Genomic DNA, 17,581 nt, shown 5'->3' with positions numbered 1-17,581 from the left:
GTTTGGTTGGACCATGTGTTGGAAGCGCTGCACCGTGGCACGCGAAACCGCAACATAATGCGAAAGATTTGCATTTGGTGTAAAGGGTTGGCCGTGCTTTTCGTGCAAATGTCGTTTCCAGGGTCGTCAATGACGACCACGCTCAGAGTGCCGAGACCTGGTTGCGTTGGGCGTGCTTGAGGAAGGCGGTCAGCTCGCGCGAGGGCAGCGGCTTGCTGTAGTGGTAGCCCTGACCCTCATGACAGCCCTGGGCGATGATGTAGGTTTCCTGCTCGGCGGTTTCCACGCCCTCGGCGATGACCTGCATCCCGAGGCTCTTGCCCAGCTGGATGATGGCGCGAACGATGGTGGCGTCGTCATCGTCGTCCAGCAGGTCCTGGACGAAGCTCTTGTCGATCTTGATCTTGTCCAGCGGCAGCGACTTCAGGTAACTGAGCGAGGAGTAGCCGGTGCCGAAGTCGTCGATGGCGATCAGCGCCCCTGAACGGCGCAGGCTCAGCAGGTGTTGGGCGGCGGTGCTGATGTCTTCCATCAGGCCGGTCTCGGTCACCTCCAGCTCCAGGCTGCGCGGCGGCAGGCGATAGGCCTGCAGCAGGTTGTTGACCACCCGCGGCAGCTCGTTGTGGTGCAGTTGCACGGTCGACAGGTTGACCGCCATGCGCAGCTCGCTGAAACCCAGGTCGTGCCACTCGCGCAACTGGCGGCAGGCCTGGTCGAGCACCCATTCGCCGATGGCGATGATGTTGCCGTTCTGTTCGGCCAGCGGGATGAACTGGTCTGGCGGTACCATGCCCAGCTCCGGATGCTGCCAGCGCAGCAGCGCTTCGACGCCGACCACGCGGTGGTCGCGGTAGCTGATCTGCGGTTGATACACCAGGTAGAGCTGGTTGCGCGGCAACGCCTCGCGCAGGTCTTTTTCCAGCTCTCGGCGCCGACGCATCTCGCTGTCGACGCTGGCGATGTAGAACTGATAGCGGTTGCGCGAGCGGGCCTTGGCCAGGGTCATGGTCTGTTCGGCCTTTTGCAGCAGCTTCTCGGTGCTGTCGCCGTCTTCGGGGAACAGGGTGATGCCGATGGTGGCACGTAGTCGGATTTCCTGATGATCGAGGGCGAAGGGCACTTCCAGGTCGTCGAGAATGCTCTGGGCCAGCTCGGCGGCCTCGTAGGGCTGCTCGATGTTGGCTTGCACCAGGGCGAACTGGTCGCCACCCAGGCGGGCGAGGGAGCCGAGGCGGCCGCTGTGGGCGCGCAGGCGGTCGGCCAGGGCCAGCAGCAACTGGTCGCCGACCTGGTAGCTGAACTGCTCGTTGATGCCCTTGAAGTCGTCCAGGCCCACGCACAGTACGGCCACACGGTGCTGCAGGCGCCCGCCATCGACGAGAATCTTGTCCAGTTGCTGTTGCAGTTGCTGGCGGTTGGGCAGGCCGGTCAGGAAGTCGTACTGGGCCATGCGCTGCAGGCTGTTTTCCGCCTCGTGGCGCAGATGGGTGTTGCGTTCGATGGAGGCCAGCAACTGGTTGGCAGTGTCGACCCACAGGCCCAGTTCGTTGCGTTCGTGGCCCTTGAGTTGGGGAATCTGGTGCTGGCTGGGGCGGTCGGGGTTGATCTGGGTGAGATGCTCGATGATTTTCGACAAGGGTTTGGTCAGCAGCCAGTGGTACACGAGGTAGAGCACCAGGCCCATGGCCAGGGCGCGCAGCACGCCGGAAATGAAGATGATGACCGCGTTGACCAGAAAGCCCTCGCCATAGCTGGCGGTATCGAGGGTGATGCTCAGGTCGCCGTAGTATTCGCTGTAGGGGCCGCGGCCGACCAGCTGGGTGGTGTAGGTGCGCTCCTGGCCGAGGATCAGGTCGGTCAACCAGCGCAGGGGCATGTCCTGCAGGGGGCGGGACTTCTGCGCGAGCATGGTTTCATTGGGGTGGCCGATGGAGGCCATGCGGACCGATTCGTCCTGGAACAGACCCTCCATGACTTGCATGCCCATCTCTCGGTCGAGGCTGTAGACCGCTTGGGTGGAGGGGTCGCGGAACATGTCGAGGATGCGCTGGGCATCGTTGTTGACGGCCTGGCGGGTCTTGTAGGTGTCATAGACGATCTGCGCACAACTGAGAACGACGCCCACCGCGAGCGCCGACAGCAGCACGACCCTGAGCAACTTGACCGACAAGCTGTTCCGAAATTCCAGCTTCAATGGGGTTTCCTTAATCCATGCGCATGCCATTATTTTGCCATCAACCTTGGCAATACACTATCGACCGATTGCCGCGGCAGGCGAGGGGCCCGTCGCTGGATGCACCCTGAGTACTGTATCGGTTATGCGGCCTTGCGACTTGAATGTCCTGCATCAACTTTCCAGAAGGTTGATGTTAGCGCGCTATTGAGGGGGAGCAAGAGAGGGCGCGCGGGAGGCTTGAAAATTAGCCGTGGTTTTTCCATTTCCTGGACCCGGGAAACAAAAAAACCCGGCCAGGGCCGGGTTTTTCAGAGCGCTGAACGAATCAGGCCTTGAAGGTCTTGCCTTCGAACTGCTCGGCAACGAACTTCCAGTTGACCAGGTTCCAGAACGCCTCGACGTACTTCGGACGCAGGTTGCGGTAGTCGATGTAGTAGGCGTGCTCCCAGACGTCGCAGGTCAGCAGCGGGGTGTCGCCGCTGGTCAGCGGGTTGCCGGCGCCGATGGTGCTGGCCAGGGCCAGGGAACCGTCAGCCTTCTTCACCAGCCAGCCCCAACCGGAACCGAAGGTGCCGACCGAAGTCTTGGTGAACTCTTCCTTGAACTTGTCGAAGGAACCGAAGGCAGCGTTGATGGCTTCAGCCAGGGCGCCAGTCGGCTGGCCGCCGGCGTTCGGTGCCAGGCAGTTCCAGTAGAAGGTGTGGTTCCAGACTTGAGCTGCGTTGTTGAAGATACCGCCCGAGGAGGTCTTGACGATTTCTTCCAGCGACTTGCCTTCGAATTCGGTGCCTGGGACCAGGTTGTTCAGGTTCACGACATAGGTGTTGTGGTGCTTGTCGTGGTGAAACTCCAGGGTTTCCTTGGAGATGTGCGGCTGCAGGGCATCGTGGGCGTAGGGCAGCGGCGGCAATTCAAAAGCCATGGTGGATCTCCTGATTCAGGTCTGTTTGCGGTTTGCGCAAGGCCGATCACGGGCGGCCCGATGAGCGTCGGCGAGTTTGTACTCTTTGCGACGCAAGGGCTGGATCATAGCACCAGCCCCCGCGCATAACCACGCAACAACTATAGGGAATAGAGGTTCCAGAGCGGTTGGGCCCTGACGACCAGTGGGAATCAGCCGATGATCAACTGTGTGGCCACGGCGAACATCATCACCGCCACCATCAGGTCCAGCAGCCGCCAGGTCCCGGGGCGCGCGAGCCAGGGGGCGAGCCAGGCGGCACCCAGGGCCAGGGTGAAGAACCATACCAGCGATGCGCTCGCCGCTCCGGCGACGTAAGCACCGGGCACCGTCTGCTGGGCGCCGAGCGAGCCGATCAGCAGCACGGTGTCCAGGTAGACGTGGGGGTTGAGCAAGGTCACCGCCAAGGCACTGAGCAGTACTGCCCGGCGTGAACGCAGGCCTTGGCCTTGCTGCTGTTCCAGGCTCTGCCTGGAGCAGGCCCGCTGCAGGGCCTTGGCGCCATACCAGATCAAAAACAGCGCACCTCCCCAGCGTGCGGCGGCAAGCAGGGTCGGGTTGTGCGCCAGCACCGTCGCCAGGCCGAACACTCCGGCCGCCACCAGGATCGCGTCGCACAGCACGCACAAAAGTGCCACCGGCAGGTGATGTTCGCGGCGCAGGCTCTGGGCCAGGACAAAGGCATTCTGGGTGCCGATGGCCATGATCAGGCCGAAGGCCACCAGCATGCCGTTCAGGTAACTCTGCCACATAACGGGAACACTCCACGGGCGCCACCTTTGAAGGGCGACGCAGATTCACAAGAAGATGCTGGCCATTGTCGGCAAGGGCGCTGTATAAGAAAAGCAAATAGTACTCATCCGGCATTAGGAAAATCGATGTTCGACTACAAGTTGCTCGCTGCCCTCGCCGCCGTGATCGAACAAGGCGGGTTCGAGCGCGCCGCCCAGGTACTGGGGCTTTCGCAGTCGGCCATTTCGCAACGCATCAAGCTGCTGGAGGCGCGTGTCGGCCAGCCGGTGCTGGTGCGAGCCACCCCACCGAGCCCGACCGATGTCGGTCGCCAGTTGCTCAACCACGTGCAGCAGGTGCGCCTGCTCGAGCGTGACCTGCAGCGCCAGGTCCCGGCGCTGGATGAAGAGGGCATGCCCGAACGTCTACGTATCGCTCTCAACGCTGACAGCCTGGCGACCTGGTGGGCCGGGGCAGTGGGGGATTTTTGTGCCGGGCAACGCTTGCTGCTGGACCTGGTGGTCGAAGATCAGGAAGTCGGCCTGCGGCGCATGCGTGCCGGCGAGGTGGCGGCCTGCCTGTGCGGTAGCGAGCGCCCGGTGGCGGGGGCGCGCAGCCAGCCGTTGGGGGCGATGCGCTATCGCGCGCTGGCAAGCCCGGCGTTCATGGCGCGGTATTTTCCGCAGGGGTTCGAGGTGGCGCGGTTGGCCCGCACACCGGCGGTTGTCTTCGGGCCTGACGATTTCCTGCAGCACCGCTACCTGGCGTCACTGGGGATCGAGGACGGTTTCCTGCATCACCTGTGCCCGTCGTCCGAGGGTTTTTTGCGTCTGACCGAAGCCGGGCTCGGTTGGGGCCTGGTGCCTGAACTGCAGGCCCGCGAACAACTGGCCAGTGGCCAGTTGGTGGAAATCTGCAGCGATACTCCCATCGATGTGCCGTTGTACTGGCATCATTGGCGCAACGGCGGGCAACTGCTCGCACAACTGACAGAACACCTGCGCCAGGCGGCGCCAGGTTGGCTGGTGCCGTTGTAGGCACGGGCGGCGTCAACTGCATCTGTAATCTGGCAAGGCGGAGTCTTACATGCGAATTCTGGTCACCGGCGCGAGCGGCTTCATTGGCGGGCGCTTTGCGCGTTTTGCCCTGGAGCAGGGCCTGCAGGTGCGGGTCAACGGCCGCCGTGCCGAAGGCGTGGAGCACCTGGTCAAGCGCGGGGCGCAGTTCATTCCGGGCGACCTGGGCGACGCCGAGGTGGCGCGCCGTCTGTGCCAGGGCGTCGACGCCGTGGTGCATTGCGCGGGGGCGGTGGGCAACTGGGGGCGTTATCAGGATTTTCATCATGGCAACGTGGTGCTCACCGAGAACGTGGTCGAAGGTTGCCTGAAAGAACATGTGCGGCGCCTGGTGCACCTGTCGTCGCCGTCGATCTACTTCACTGGCCGCTCGCGCCTGGACATTCGCGAGGACCAGGTGCCGCGGCGTTTTCACGATCACTATGCGCTGACCAAGCACCTGGCCGAGCAGAAAGTCTTCGGTGCCCAGGAGTTCGGCCTCGAAGTGCTCGCCCTGCGTCCGCGCTTCGTCACCGGCGCAGGTGATGCGAGCATTTTCCCGCGGCTGATGCGGATGCAGGGCAAGGGACGTCTGGCGATCATCGGCAACGGCCTGAACAAGGTCGACTTCACCAGTGTGCACAACCTCAACGAGGCGCTGCTCAGCGCCCTGTTCGCCGAAGAACAGGCGCTGGGCCAGGCCTACAACATCAGCAATGGCCAGCCGCTGCCACTGTGGGACGTGGTCAACTATGTGATGCGCCAGATGCAGTTGCCCCAAGTCACCCGTTACCGTTCCTATCGCCTCGCCTACAGCCTCGCGGCGGTCAACGAGGCCGCCTGCATGCTCTGGCCCGGCCGGCCGCAACCCACCCTGACACGTACTGCGATGCAGGTGATGAGCAAGGATTTCACCCTCGACATCAGCCGCGCCCGGCATAATCTCGACTACCGCCCCAAGGTCAGCCTGTGGACCGCGCTGGATGAATTCTGCGGTTGGTGGCAGCACCTTCCGGGGCAGCAGTGAACCTGTCGGGCGGACGATGGTCATCAGTGCGCCGCCCGGGCGGTTTATAATATGTCTTTTTGCTATTAGTGCGGTCGAACCTACCCATGCGCAACGATGCCCACGATGATTTCGATGATGTGCCGGTCCTGAGGGCGGGTACGCCTGACGATGATGAACTGCTTCCGGCTCACGTGGCCCGCGGCCGCCAGAAAGCCGCGCGGCCAGCCAGCAACGGCCCGCTGTGGGCGCTGCTGCTGGCCTCGTTCATTGCCCTGGCCGGGCTCGGCTGGTGGAGCTTCCAGCAGATCTCGCTGATGGAGCAGCAATTGGTGGCCACTCAGGAGAGCTTTGCCCGCATCAGCGAGGAAGCTGCCGGCCGCCTGCAGGCGATCAGCGGCAAGGTCGATGCCAGCGAGTCGAACAGCAGCACTGGCAGCGAAGCCCTGAAGCTGCAGATTCGCCAGTTGCAGGCCAGCCTTGCCGAGCAGAGCAAGCAGCAGGAAGGCGTCGCTGGTCAGGCCGGCGATCTGGGCAAGCGCCTGGAGCAGGTGCTGGCCGATACCCGCGAGCAGCAGAAGGCGGTGACCGAACTGCAGACCCAGTTGCAGGCGCAGCTCAAGGCCGTGAATACCGAATTGGCGGCGCTCAAGTCGGGCCAGGTCGATGGCGGCAAGCTCGATGGCCAGCTCAAGAGCCTGAGCAGCGAGGTGGCTGCAGTGAAGAAGCAAGGCGCTGCGATCGAGAGCCTGGAGCAGGATGTACTGGTGCTCAAGAGCCAGGCGGACAACCGTCCAGCCAGCGCGGCTGCCGGTGGCGCGTCGGTGCAGGAGTTCGATGCCTTCCGTGGTCAGACCACCCGCAGCCTCAACACCTTGCAGAGCCAGATCCAGAACCTGCAGCAGCAGATCAACGCGCGGCCCTGATCGCCTGCGCGCGTTAAAAAGAAAGCCCGCCCCCACGACCAGGTGTGGGGGCGGGCTTTTTTTCAGCCTGTGCGTTACATCCGCGGATAGTCGATGTAGCCCACTGGCCCTTTGCCGTAGAACGTCTCGGGGTGCGGCTCGTTCAGCGGCGCATCGGCTGCCAGGCGTGCTGGCAGGTCAGGGTTGGCGATGAACGGGATGCCGAAGGCGACGGCATCGGCCTTGCCGCTGGCCAGTGCTGCGTTGGCGGTGGCCTTGGTGAAGCGTTCGTTGACGATGTAGGGGCCGCCGAACGCCTCTTTGATCAGCGGGCCGATGCTGTCGTCGGCTTCTTTTTCCCGCGAGCAGATGAAGGCGATGCCGCGCTTGCCCAGTTCACGGGCAACGTAGGTGAAGGTCTCGGCGCGGTCGGCGTCGCCCATGTCATGGGCATCGGCCCGTGGTGCGAGGTGCACGCCAACGCGCTTGGCGCCCCACACACCGACCACCGCGTCGGTCACTTCCAGCAGCAGGCGGGCACGGTTTTCCAGCGAGCCGCCGTATTGGTCGGTGCGCTGGTTGGTGCTGCTCTGCAGGAACTGATCGAGCAGGTAACCATTGGCGCCATGGATTTCCACGCCGTCGAAACCAGCAGCCTTGGCGTTCTCGGCACCGGTCCGGTAAGCCTCGACGATGTCAGCGATTTCTTCGGTTTCCAGCGCACGTGGAGTCGGGTAGTCGCTCAGCGGACGTACCAGGCTGACGTGGCCTTTGGGCTGGATCGCGCTTGGCGCCACCGGTAGCTCACCGTTCAGGTACGACGGGTGGGAGATGCGCCCCACGTGCCACAGTTGCAGGAAGATGCGCCCGCCGGCGCCATGCACGGCCTGGGTCACGTTGAGCCAGCCACGGACCTGGTCGTTGGACCAGATGCCGGGGGTGTCGGGATAGCCGACGCCCATCGGCGTGACCGAAGTGGCTTCGCTGAGGATCAGGCCGGCGCTGGCGCGCTGCACGTAGTACTCGGCCATCAGTGCGTTGGGCACGCGGCCCTCGTCGGCACGGCAGCGGGTCAGCGGGGCCATGATGATGCGGTTGGGCAGCTCGAGGTCGCCCAGGGTGATCGGATCGAAAAGCGTGGTCATATCGCAAGCCTCGCGTAGGTCAGTTGGATGCAGCGGCCAGTTCGGCGTCGTTGTCGCCGCGCTGGTTGAAAGTGATCAGGGTGACGATCAGCGCCAGGACAGCCAGGGCACCTGCAGCCAGCGGTACGCTGGTCAGGCCCAGGCCATGGGCGATGACGCTGCCGCCGACCCAGGCGCCCAGGGCGTTGCCCAGGTTGAAAGCGCCAATATTCAGGGTCGAGACCAGGTTCGGCGCATCCTTGCCGTAGGTGACCACGTTGACCTGCAGCGCCGGAACGGCGGCGAAGGCAGCGGTGGCCCAGAGGAACAGGGTGATTTCGGCGGGCACCAGCGCGTTGCTGGTCCAGCTGAACAGGGTGGAGACCACCGCCATGGTGGCGAACACGCCCACCAGCGTGGCGGCGAGGCGGCGATCGGCAAGCTTGCCTCCGAGGATGTTGCCCAGGGTCAGGCCCAGGCCGATCAGCACCAGGGTCCAGGTCACGCCGCGTGGCGATACGCCGGTAACATCACCGAGCAGTGGCGCGACGTAGGTGAACAGGGCGAACACCGAGGCCGAGAACAGTACGGTCATGCTCAGCGACAACCAGATCCGGGCACCCTTGAGGGAGGCGAGTTCAGCACGCATGTCGACCTTTTCGGCATCCTGTTGCAGGGGCAGGAAGCGGATCAGGCCGATCAATGCGATCACGCCGATGCCGGTCACGGCCCAGAAGGTCGAGCGCCAGCCGGCGACCTGGCCCAGGGCGGTGCCCAGTGGCACGCCGAGCACGTTGGCCAGGGTCAGGCCGGTGAACATCAGGGCCACGGCCGAGGCGCGGCGGTTGGCCGGCACCAGGCTGGCCGCGACCACCGAGCCGATACCGAAGAAGGCACCGTGGCACAGGGCGGTGACCACGCGGGCGAACATCAGCAGGTTGTAGTCGCTGGCCACGGCACACAGCAGATTGCCGACGATGAACACGCCCATCAGCACTACCAATGCCGCCTTGCGTGGCAGACGGGCCGTGGCCAGGGCCATGAACGGCGCACCGATCGCCACGCCCAGGGCGTAGCCGGTCACCAGCCAGCCGGCGCCGGGAATGCTCACCCCCAGGTCGCGCGCCACATCGGGCAGCAGGCCCATGATGACGAACTCGGTGGTGCCGATGGCAAAGGCGCTCAGCGCCAGGATCAACAGTGAAAGGGGCATTGCAAGGTCCTTGTCAGAGCTCTTGGCTCATCTGCTCGAGGAAGGCCTGGATGGTTTCCTCGTTGCGCTTGAAGAAATGCCACTGCCCGACCTTCTGGCTGCTGATCAGACCTGCGCGCTGCAAGGTGGCCAGGTGGGCGGAGACGGTCGACTGCGACAGGCCGCAGCGTTGATCGATCTGCCCGGCACAGACGCCGAATTCGGTGCTGTGGTGCTGGTCGGGGAATTGCGCCGCTGGGTTCTTCAGCCAGTTGAGGATGTCTCGGCGGACCGGATGGGCCAGGGCTTTTATTATTTCGTCGAGGTCGAGAGGCATGGTTGGGCTCGTGGTGTGTAGCGGTATATCGCGATAGGGCGAAATATAAATCGGTACTTCGCGATATACAAATATGAAGAGGTTCTGAGCTCAGCTGAAATCGCTATATCGCGTTATAACGATATAAATGTCCACGGTGATAGAATGCCGCCATGAACTACCTCGCACACCTGCACCTTGGCGGCTCCGCGCCGCAGCAACTGCTCGGCAGCCTGTACGGCGATTTCGTCAAAGGCCCGCTCGAAGGGCGCTTTGCGCCTGAGCTGGAGGCGGCAATCCGGTTGCATCGACAGATCGATCGCTACACCGACAGCCACCCGCTGGTGCTGGCGGCGCTGGCGCGTTTCCCGCGGGAGCGTCGGCGGTTTGCCGGGATTGTGCTCGACGTGTTCTTCGATCACTGCCTGGCACGGCACTGGGCGGATTACGCCGATCAGCCGCTGGCGCAGTTTACCGATAGCTTTTATCGAGTGCTGCTGGCCGAGCCGCAGTTGCCGGGGCGCTTGGCACGCATTGCGCCGTTCATGGCAGCGGATGACTGGCTGGGAGCCTATGGTGATTTCGCCACGCTGGAGCAGGTATTCAATGGCATTGCCCGGCGCTTGTCGCGGCCGGAAGGGATGGCTGGGGTGATGGATGAGCTGGAGCGGCTGTATGAGCCGTTGCTGGCGGATTTTCGTGAATTTTATCCTCAGTTGCAGGCGTTTGCGGCGGCAGGAAGGCTAGCTGACAGCTGAATCTCTATTGCCTTCACTGGCCTCTTCGCGGGTAAACCCGCTCCTACAGGGACTGCGCTGTTTTCAGATCCCGCGCAGTCCCTGTGGGAGCGGGTTTACCCGCGAAGAGGCAATGCCTGAATCAGGCAGCGCGCGCCTGACGCCGTGGAGCCACCGTCTCTTCCTCAACCCCGAACAACGCCATGTGAATCGCCTGCTGCGCTTGAAACGCCAGCGCCGCTCGTTCCTTCCCGGCACTGCCTATCGGCGTCAACAAGTGAATGCAAACCTCTCCCCGAGGCTCGGCAAACAAGCGCATCAAGTGCGAAACCATGTCGTCATCGCCAATGAACGGTGCGATCGGGTCCGGTTCACCGTTGCGCAGGTATTGGATCGCCACTGGCTGCACGGGCGTGCCCTGGTCGATGGCGCCGGCCAGCAGGCGTCCGTGGAAGGTGCGCAGGGCGCGGCCATCGGTGGTGGTGCCTTCAGGGAAGATCAGCAACGGTCTGGCCTGGCCCAATTGCTCGCTGATCTGTTCACGCAGACGCTGGGCATCACCCCCGCCACGGCGAATGAACAAGGTGCCGGCCTTCTCCGCCAGCCAGCCGGCCAGCGGCCATTGGCGTACCTCGGCCTTAGACAGGAACGACAGCGGGGTGAGCATGCCCAGTACCGGGATGTCGGTCCAAGACACGTGGTTGCTGACCCACAGCATCGAGCGCTGCGGCAGTTCACCGACGACCCGCACCTCGAAGGGCAGGGCGCCGATCAGGCGTTTCATGAACAGGCAGGTCCAACGTTGCCGTCGCTCGATGGATGCGTGCAGGCCCAAGCGTTCGCCCAGGGCGATGACGCTGGCCATGGCCATTCCCAGCAACAGCACCAGCACCAGGCGCAGGAGGCGGGCACAGGCCCGCAGGCCCGGCATCAGACTGCCGCCTTGAAGTGGCGGGCGTAGCGCGGGCAGAGGTCATCGCGCTTGAGCAGGATGAACACGTCGGCGACCTGGAAGTCTTCGTCCCAGCAAGGCTCGCCACAGATCTTCGCTCCCAGGCGCATGTACGCCTTGAGCAGCGGTGGCATCTCGGTGATCACGTTGTTCGGCAGGGCCAGGCTGGGGAGCGGCTTTTTCGGCTCGGCGCGCAGGTGCTCGTTGCACAGGTAGCGTTCGCGCAGGCGCTGCATGATTGCGTGGGCCTGGATGCCGCCGTCCTGCATGGGGATGCTGGCGCAGCCCATCAGGTAGCTGTAGCGACCTTCGTTGAGCACTTCGGCAAGCTCGCCCCAGAGCACGGCGATGGTGCCGCCGCTGCGGTAGTCGGGGTCGACGCAGGTGCGGCCCAGCTCCAGGATCGGACCTTGCAGTTGCAGCAGGCCATGCAGGCTGAATTCTTCTTCGCTGTAGAAGCGGCCCAGGCTGCTGGCGGCCTGGTGGTCGAGCAGGCGGGTGGTGGCGACCAACTGGCCGGTGGCCAGGTCGCGCACACCGATGTGGCGGCAGTGGATATCGTAGTCATCCATGTCCAGGCCCAGTTCGGCGCCCTTGAGCTTGGCCTTGAATTCGGCGCTGAACACCTTGAAACGCAGGGCCTGTGCTTCCTGCAGGGCCGCAGCGCCGACCAGGCGTTCGGCTTGCAGACGGCGTTCAGTGCTGTTGTCGCCAGAGCGAGCGATCCGAGTCATTGCGAGTCTCCATAAGCCAGCCAAATAGGGTTGCGGCCGGTCGGCTTTGTTGTGCAAAGTCAGCCTAGGTAGGCGCGGTGTCACCTCCATGAATCTTTGGTGATGCTTGCGTGACACCCCTCACGAGGAGCATTCGATGACCTGGTTGCAACGACTCAACGACCCGCTGCGCCAGGCGCTGGCGGCCACCCTGGGCGAGACCTACGCGGCCACGCTGGAGCGCCTGGGCGCTGTCACGCCGTTCGAGCTGGCGGCGCTGGGTGGGCGCGCAATGGACACGCCAGGATTGGCCTTTCTGATCGGTTACCAGGCGGCCTTGCGTGTGCTCTGGCCCAGCGCGCCTGCTGGATTGGGGGCCTTGTGCGCCACCGAGCGGCGCAGTGTGCGTCCGGCCGACATGCACACCCGCCTCGACGGCTTGCGGCTGAGTGGTCGCAAGGATTTCGTCACCGCCGGCCTCGACGCCGAATGGCTGTTGGTGGCGGCCCGCAGCGAAGCGCAGGGCGAGGGCGCGCGGCTGAGCCTGGCGGTGGTCTACCCCGGTGAGCCCGGCGTGACCCTCGAAGCGTTGCCGACCCTGCCGTTGATGCCCGAGGTCGGCCATGCCCGTGTCGAACTGAAGCACGCGGCCTGCGAACTGCTGGCCGGTGATGGCTGGGATGCCTATGTCAAACCGTTCCGCTCCCTTGAAGACCTCTATGTGCTCACTGCGCTGCTCGGATGGCTGCATGGCGTTGCCCAGGAATGCGCCTGGCCGCAGGCGTTGCGCCTGCGCCTGATCGGCTTGCTCGCCGCCTGTGCCGAGGCCAGCCGACAGTGCGCCGACAGTGTGGGCTGTCATCTGTTGCTGGCCGGTCTGTTCGCCCAGTTCCAGGCACTGCGGGTCGATATCGACAAGGCCCTGGTCGAAGGACCCGAACACTGGATGCAGCTCTGGCAACGCGACCAGGGGCTGCTGGCGCTGGCGGCTGCGACCCGGGAAAGGCGCCTGGCCAAGGCCTGGGCTGCTGCAGGATTGTCATGAAGCCCAGACATGCTCCGCCGATTGACCGCGCGTGAGGTATCGATGGGCAGACTGAAGGTGGTACTGGGTATTCTCGGGTTGATCGCCCTGCCGGTGTTCGCCGAGGAGTGGCCGGACAGCCACTGGCAGCAGGATCCGACGCAGTACGACTGGCAGGCTGTCGACGCCTATGCCTTCCCGCTGCGCGACGATGCTGTTCGCAGCGGTGTGCGCAGCGATGCACTGTTGATCATTCGTGACGGTCGCATCATGTACGAGCGCTACGCCGCCCCCACAAGTGCCGATACCCCGCACCTGACCTGGTCGATCAGCAAGAGCGTGCTGGCCACGCTGTTGGGTGTGGCCCGCGGCGAAGGGCATTTCCAGCTCGATGACCCGGCCGCCCGCTATTACCCCGCCCTGCGTGAGCATCCGCAACTGCGCCTGGTCGACCTGCTGCACTGGGCCAGCGGCCTGGCTTGGCAGGAAGACTATGAATACGCGCCATTGAAATCCTCGGTAGTAGCGATGCTCTATACCCGCGGACGCAACGACATGGCGGCCTACACCGCAGGCATGGCGCAAGCCGAGAAACCGGGTGAGCATTTCGCCTATTCCAGCGGCGACAGCAACCTGCTGGCGGCGGCCTTGCGCGGCATGCTCGCGCCGGATCAATACGCCGACTATCCCTGGCAGGCGCTGTTCACCCCGCTTGGCATCACGCATGCGGTGTGGGAGCGCGACGCTGCGGGTACCTACGTCGGCTCCTCCTACCTCTACCTCAGTGCTCGCGATCTTGCGCGCATCGGGCTGCTGATGCAGCGCGACGGGCGTTGGCGTGAGCGGCAACTGCTCCCTGCCGACTGGGTGACCTTCAACCGCACCCTGTTCACCCATGCCGAGCCGGTGCCGGGCGATGCCAACCCTGGTGGGCACTGGTGGCTGAACCAGCCGCTGCCGGGCAACCCGACGCCCTGGCCGGACGCACCCACCGACACCTTCGCCGCCCTCGGTCACTGGGGCCAGGCGCTGTACGTGCTGCCCACGCAGAAGCTGGTGATCGTACGCTACGGCGATGACCGCGACGGCAGCTATAGCCACAACGAACTGCTCAAGCGCGTGCTGGCCGTGCTGGCGAAGGAGGGCGCATGAAGCGAGTCTTACTGGTGTTGCTGCTGGTCCTGCTGGCCTGGGGATGGAGCGAACGTCAGGCCCTGTCGGATTTTCCGAGCATTCTCCCGGCGTATTCGGCAAAGGAGTACTGCTCGTGCCGCTTCGTCATGGGGTTTGACGAGGCCTATTGCCGGGCTTATGTGAAGCAGTACCTGCCATTGGGACGCCTGGAAGAGGACAGCCGCGCACGCAGCGTGCGCGCCGAAGGCCTGGGACGGCTTAGCGAGGCTGCCTGGCAGGGGCCTCGCGAGGGTTGTCGCTTGCTGCCGTGAAGGCCCGCAGGGTAAGGTGGCTGGCCTTGCTTCACGAGGTTTCACATGTCCACTTTGCTCCGCCTGTTACCCGCCCTGTTGCTGGCCCTGTGTCTGCCCGCCCATGCCAACTGGCATCTGGACGGCGAGTCCTCGCGCCTGTCGTTCATCACCGGCAAGAACGGCGATACTGCCGAGGTGCACCGCTTCCTGGTGTTGCACGGCACCATCGACCGCAAGGGTGTGGCTGGCTTGAGCATCGAGATGGATTCGGTGAGCAGCGGTATCCCGCTGCGTGATGAGCGCATGCGTGACGGCCTGTTCGAGGTCGAGCGCTTCCCCGAAGCGACGGTCAAGGCCCAGCTCGACCTGCGGCCGATCAACGACCTGGCCAACGGTGCCCAGCTGGAGTTGCGCCTGCCACTGACCGTGACCCTGCACGGCCAGTCTCACAACTACAACGCGCTGCTGCTGGCCACCCGCCTCGATGAGCGGCGCTTCCAGGTGGTGACCCTCGAACCGCTACTGTTGCGGGCCGACGATTACGGCTTGCTGCCAGGGCTGGAAAGCCTGCGCAAGTTCGCCAAGCTCAAGTCCATCAACCCGTCGGTGCCGGTGAATGCGGTGCTGATCTTCACCGCACGTTGACATGCCAGGGCCAGTCTTCCCCTGGCGGGATGGCAACCAGTTCGAACTGCTGATCGACGGCCCGGAATTCTTTCCGCGCATGCTTACGGCGATCGTGCGCGCCGAGCGCCAGGTCGATCTGGAACTGTACCTGGTGGAGGCGGGGGCCTGTGCCGATGCGGTGGTCGAGGCCCTGGAGTCGGCCGCCTTGCGTGGTGTGCGGGTGCGTTGCCTGTTCGACGACTACGGCGCCCTGGCCTTCCCTTCGGCACTTCGCCAACGCTTGCAGGCCGCCGGTGTCGAGCTGCGTCTGTACAACCGCCTGCGCTGGCGCCGGGGCCTGCGCAACCTGTACCGCGATCACCGCAAGCTGCTGCTGGTGGATGAGCACTGGGGGGTGGTGGGTGGTACCGGGGTGACCGACGAATTCTGGACACCGGGGCAGCAGGCGAGCGAGTGGCATGAAGTGATGGTGCGCATGGAGGGGCCGGTGGTGAGTGACTGGCAGGTGCTGTTCGACCGCCAGTGGCACGCCAACCACCGTCGTACAGCCTGGCGCCCGCCCGAGAACTTCGGCCTGTCGCGCCTGCCGAAGATGCCGGCGCAGGGGCAGGGCTTGGGCCGCGTGGCCTATGCCGATGCGCGCCAGCACCGCGACATCCTGCATTCGCTGGTCCGTGCGCTGAACAGTGGGCAGCGTCGCATCTGGCTGGCGACGCCGTATTTTCTGCCAACCTGGAGCGTGCGCCGCTCGCTGCGCCGGGCGGCGCAAAAGGGCATCGACGTACGCTTGCTGCTCACGGGCCCACGTACCGACCACCCTTCGGTGCGCTACGCCGGCCATCGTTACTACCCTCGCTTGCTGCGCGCCGGGGTACGGATCTTCGAATACCAGCCATGCTTCCTGCACCTGAAGATGGCCGTGGTCGACGACTGGGTCAGCATCGGCTCGTGCAACTTCGACCACTGGAACCTGCGTTTCAACCTCGAAGCCAACGTCGAAGCCCTCGACCCGCCGCTGACTGCAGCGGTGCTGGCCAGCTTCACGCGGGACTTCGCCGTGAGCGAGGAGGTCGATCTGGATCACTGGAAGGCCCGACCGCTGTGGCGGCGGGTGCAGCAGCGGATCTGGGGCTGGCTGGATCGGCTGGTAGTCAATCTGCTGGATCGCCGCAACTGAGACCTGCGCCGTATATCGGTCATGGACAAAGCGGACTATCGTGCAGTGATTGTTCCCTGCAAACGAAGGAGTGAATGCGATGACGGCGAAGAAGATTCTCATGCTGGTAGGCGATTACGTCGAGGACTACGAGGTGATGGTGCCGTTCCAGGCTTTGCAGATGGTCGGCCACACAGTGCACGCGGTCTGCCCCGAGAAGATCGCCGGGCAGACCGTGCGCACGGCCATCCACGACTTCGAGGGCGACCAGACCTACAGCGAGAAACCTGGGCACAACTTCGCCCTCAACTTCGATTTCGTCCAGGTGCGTGCCGAAGGGTATGACGCGCTGCTGATCCCCGGTGGGCGGGCGCCGGAGTACCTGCGCCTGGACGAACGGGTGCTGAAACTGGTCAAGGAATTCGACCAGGCGGGCAAGCCGATCGCGGCGGTGTGCCATGGCGCACAGTTGCTGGCGGCGGCCGGGGTGCTCGAAGGGCGTGAGTGCAGCGCCTATCCTGCGTGCGCGCCGGAGGTGCGGTTGGCCGGGGGACGGTTCGTGGATATCGCCATCGACCAGGCGCATGTGGATGGCAATCTGGTGACGGCACCGGCATGGCCGGCGCATCCGGCGTGGCTGGCAGCTTTTCTCAAGGTGCTGGGGACACGTATCGGCTGATTCGCGATAGCGCCGGGTAGCGGTTCTGGAGAAATACCCGTCGCGCAGGGGAAAGGGCGCATGGCGCAGCCGATGTTAGGGTTTCCCCTCAGGCCCGGCTTGGCCGGGCGCTTCACCCACATCGACAGAGCGATCGCCCCGCATGGAAATCCGCCTGCTCCACGGCGCTGCCATCGCGCCTTACATCGATGACATCGCTCGCCTGCGCCTGACATTGCTACGCGAGTTTCCCTACCTCTACGAGGGTACGCCGGAGTGCGAGGCCGATGCGCTTCGCCGCTACATCGACTGCGAGTGCAGCCTGGCGATCCTGGCGGTGGACGAAGGACGGGTGGTCGGTGCCTCGACCGGTCTGCCGCTGAGTGACAAGAGCGAGGCGTTGCGCCAGCCGTTTCTCGAGCAGGGGCGCGATCCGCGTACAGTCTATTATTTCGGCAAGTCGGTGTTGCTGCCGGCTTATCGCGGGCGGGGATTGGGTGTGCGTTTTTTCATCGAGCGTGAGTCCTATGCGCACAAGTTGGGCGGCTTTCATTACTGTGCGTTCAGCGCCGTCGAACGGCCCAATGGCCATCCGCGACGACCCGACGACTACAAGCCGCTACACGGTTTCTGGCGTAATCGTGGCTTTCTGCATCAGCCGTCCATGCGTGCATCGTATGCCTGGCGCGATCTTGATGAAGCGGATGAGTCGGACAAGACGCTGTCGTTCTGGCTCAAGGATCTGTTGCTGTGATCCTGTGCTGAAACAGCAGCGCCCCGTTCGCGGGCAAGCCCGTTCCTTGTAGGAGCGGGCTTGCCC

At 64.3% G+C, this 17,581-nt stretch carries 19 protein-coding genes; 11 read left to right on the top strand and 8 right to left on the bottom strand.

The window, feature by feature from the left end; translation table 11 throughout:
* Positions 1-142: 142 nt before the first annotated feature.
* From IAE40_RS16870 to IAE40_RS16860, 3 genes are all read right to left on the bottom strand, one after another.
* Positions 143-2,194, bottom strand: a complete 2,052-nt coding sequence (locus IAE40_RS16870) for a putative bifunctional diguanylate cyclase/phosphodiesterase (RefSeq protein ID WP_063545989.1) — start codon at positions 2,192-2,194, stop codon at positions 143-145.
* Between the two features lie 307 nt (positions 2,195-2,501).
* Positions 2,502-3,098 carry a superoxide dismutase gene (locus IAE40_RS16865; protein ID WP_054893818.1) on the bottom strand — a complete coding sequence of 199 codons (597 nt, stop codon included), beginning with the start codon at positions 3,096-3,098 and terminating at the stop codon, positions 2,502-2,504.
* A gap of 191 nt (positions 3,099-3,289) precedes the next feature.
* The gene (locus IAE40_RS16860) at positions 3,290-3,889 is read right to left on the bottom strand and encodes a LysE/ArgO family amino acid transporter (RefSeq protein WP_153773172.1); all 600 of its coding nucleotides are present in this window, start codon (positions 3,887-3,889) and stop codon (positions 3,290-3,292) included.
* Positions 3,890-4,015: 126 nt separating this feature from the next.
* Here IAE40_RS16860 and IAE40_RS16855 point away from each other — a divergent pair, with 126 nt between their 5' ends.
* The 3 genes from IAE40_RS16855 (at position 4,016) to IAE40_RS16845 (ending at position 6,856) form a co-directional block, all read left to right on the top strand.
* The gene (locus IAE40_RS16855; protein WP_063545988.1) at positions 4,016-4,906 is read left to right on the top strand and encodes a LysR family transcriptional regulator ArgP; all 891 of its coding nucleotides are present in this window, start codon (positions 4,016-4,018) and stop codon (positions 4,904-4,906) included.
* Between the two features lie 49 nt (positions 4,907-4,955).
* On the top strand, positions 4,956-5,951 hold the full coding sequence (locus IAE40_RS16850; protein ID WP_065864208.1) for an NAD-dependent epimerase/dehydratase family protein: 996 nt from the start codon (positions 4,956-4,958) through the stop codon (positions 5,949-5,951).
* 86 nt (positions 5,952-6,037) lie between these two features.
* A complete protein-coding gene (locus IAE40_RS16845; RefSeq protein WP_054893814.1) occupies positions 6,038-6,856 on the top strand; it encodes a hypothetical protein in 819 nt (272 codons plus the stop codon).
* Positions 6,857-6,930: 74 nt separating this feature from the next.
* On the opposite strand, the gene IAE40_RS16840 is transcribed toward IAE40_RS16845, so the two are convergent.
* Genes IAE40_RS16840 through IAE40_RS16830 form a run of 3 tightly spaced genes read right to left on the bottom strand, consistent with a single transcriptional unit; the run spans position 6,931 to position 9,488 of the window.
* Positions 6,931-7,980: an alkene reductase gene (locus IAE40_RS16840; protein WP_054893813.1), complete on the bottom strand. Its 1,050-nt coding sequence runs from the start codon at positions 7,978-7,980 to the stop codon at positions 6,931-6,933.
* A gap of 19 nt (positions 7,981-7,999) precedes the next feature.
* Positions 8,000-9,172, bottom strand: coding sequence for an MFS transporter (locus tag IAE40_RS16835; protein ID WP_054893812.1), 1,173 nt, complete (start codon positions 9,170-9,172; stop codon positions 8,000-8,002).
* Between the two features lie 13 nt (positions 9,173-9,185).
* Entirely contained in the window at positions 9,186-9,488 is a 303-nt protein-coding gene (locus IAE40_RS16830) for an ArsR/SmtB family transcription factor (RefSeq protein ID WP_054893811.1), read from the bottom strand.
* Between the two features lie 152 nt (positions 9,489-9,640).
* Here IAE40_RS16830 and IAE40_RS16825 point away from each other — a divergent pair, with 152 nt between their 5' ends.
* Positions 9,641-10,225 carry an acyl carrier protein phosphodiesterase gene (locus tag IAE40_RS16825; protein ID WP_200603571.1) on the top strand — a complete coding sequence of 195 codons (585 nt, stop codon included), beginning with the start codon at positions 9,641-9,643 and terminating at the stop codon, positions 10,223-10,225.
* Positions 10,226-10,346: 121 nt separating this feature from the next.
* Here IAE40_RS16825 and IAE40_RS16820 read toward each other — a convergent pair whose 3' ends face one another.
* Positions 10,347-11,135, bottom strand: a complete 789-nt coding sequence (locus IAE40_RS16820) for a lysophospholipid acyltransferase family protein (protein ID WP_200603570.1) — start codon at positions 11,133-11,135, stop codon at positions 10,347-10,349.
* The gene (gene olsB, locus IAE40_RS16815) at positions 11,135-11,890 is read right to left on the bottom strand and encodes an L-ornithine N(alpha)-acyltransferase (protein WP_200603569.1); all 756 of its coding nucleotides are present in this window, start codon (positions 11,888-11,890) and stop codon (positions 11,135-11,137) included. Before olsB ends, IAE40_RS16820 begins: the two co-directional genes overlap by 1 nt.
* 136 nt (positions 11,891-12,026) lie before the next feature.
* On the opposite strand from olsB, the gene IAE40_RS16810 reads away from it, so the two are divergent.
* The 7 genes from IAE40_RS16810 (at position 12,027) to IAE40_RS16780 (ending at position 17,515) form a co-directional block, all read left to right on the top strand.
* Positions 12,027-12,914 carry an acyl-CoA dehydrogenase gene (locus IAE40_RS16810; protein ID WP_200603568.1) on the top strand — a complete coding sequence of 296 codons (888 nt, stop codon included), beginning with the start codon at positions 12,027-12,029 and terminating at the stop codon, positions 12,912-12,914.
* Between the two features lie 51 nt (positions 12,915-12,965).
* Positions 12,966-14,045 (top strand): serine hydrolase domain-containing protein, encoded by a 1,080-nt coding sequence (locus IAE40_RS16805; RefSeq protein WP_200603588.1) that lies wholly within the window; start codon positions 12,966-12,968, stop codon positions 14,043-14,045.
* Positions 14,042-14,338: an amidase gene (locus tag IAE40_RS16800; RefSeq protein WP_153773166.1), complete on the top strand. Its 297-nt coding sequence runs from the start codon at positions 14,042-14,044 to the stop codon at positions 14,336-14,338. Before IAE40_RS16805 ends, IAE40_RS16800 begins: the two co-directional genes overlap by 4 nt.
* A gap of 45 nt (positions 14,339-14,383) precedes the next feature.
* Positions 14,384-14,965, top strand: a complete 582-nt coding sequence (locus tag IAE40_RS16795) for a YceI family protein (RefSeq protein WP_065864225.1) — start codon at positions 14,384-14,386, stop codon at positions 14,963-14,965.
* A 1-nt stretch (position 14,966) separates the two neighbouring features.
* Complete coding sequence (locus IAE40_RS16790) at positions 14,967-16,124, top strand: phospholipase D-like domain-containing protein (RefSeq protein ID WP_153773165.1); 1,158 nt, start codon at positions 14,967-14,969, stop codon at positions 16,122-16,124.
* Between the two features lie 79 nt (positions 16,125-16,203).
* Positions 16,204-16,782, top strand: coding sequence for a DJ-1/PfpI family protein (locus IAE40_RS16785; RefSeq protein ID WP_054893803.1), 579 nt, complete (start codon positions 16,204-16,206; stop codon positions 16,780-16,782).
* 142 nt (positions 16,783-16,924) lie between these two features.
* Positions 16,925-17,515 carry a GNAT family N-acetyltransferase gene (locus tag IAE40_RS16780; protein ID WP_054893802.1) on the top strand — a complete coding sequence of 197 codons (591 nt, stop codon included), beginning with the start codon at positions 16,925-16,927 and terminating at the stop codon, positions 17,513-17,515.
* Positions 17,516-17,581 lie beyond the last annotated feature (66 nt).

Source organism: Pseudomonas sp. S44, assembly GCF_016624805.1.
Taxonomy (GTDB): Bacteria; Pseudomonadota; Gammaproteobacteria; order Pseudomonadales; family Pseudomonadaceae; genus Aquipseudomonas; species Aquipseudomonas machongensis.
The sequence above is the reverse complement of the archived record's forward strand: the minus strand, read 5'-3'. Positions and strand labels throughout refer to the sequence as shown.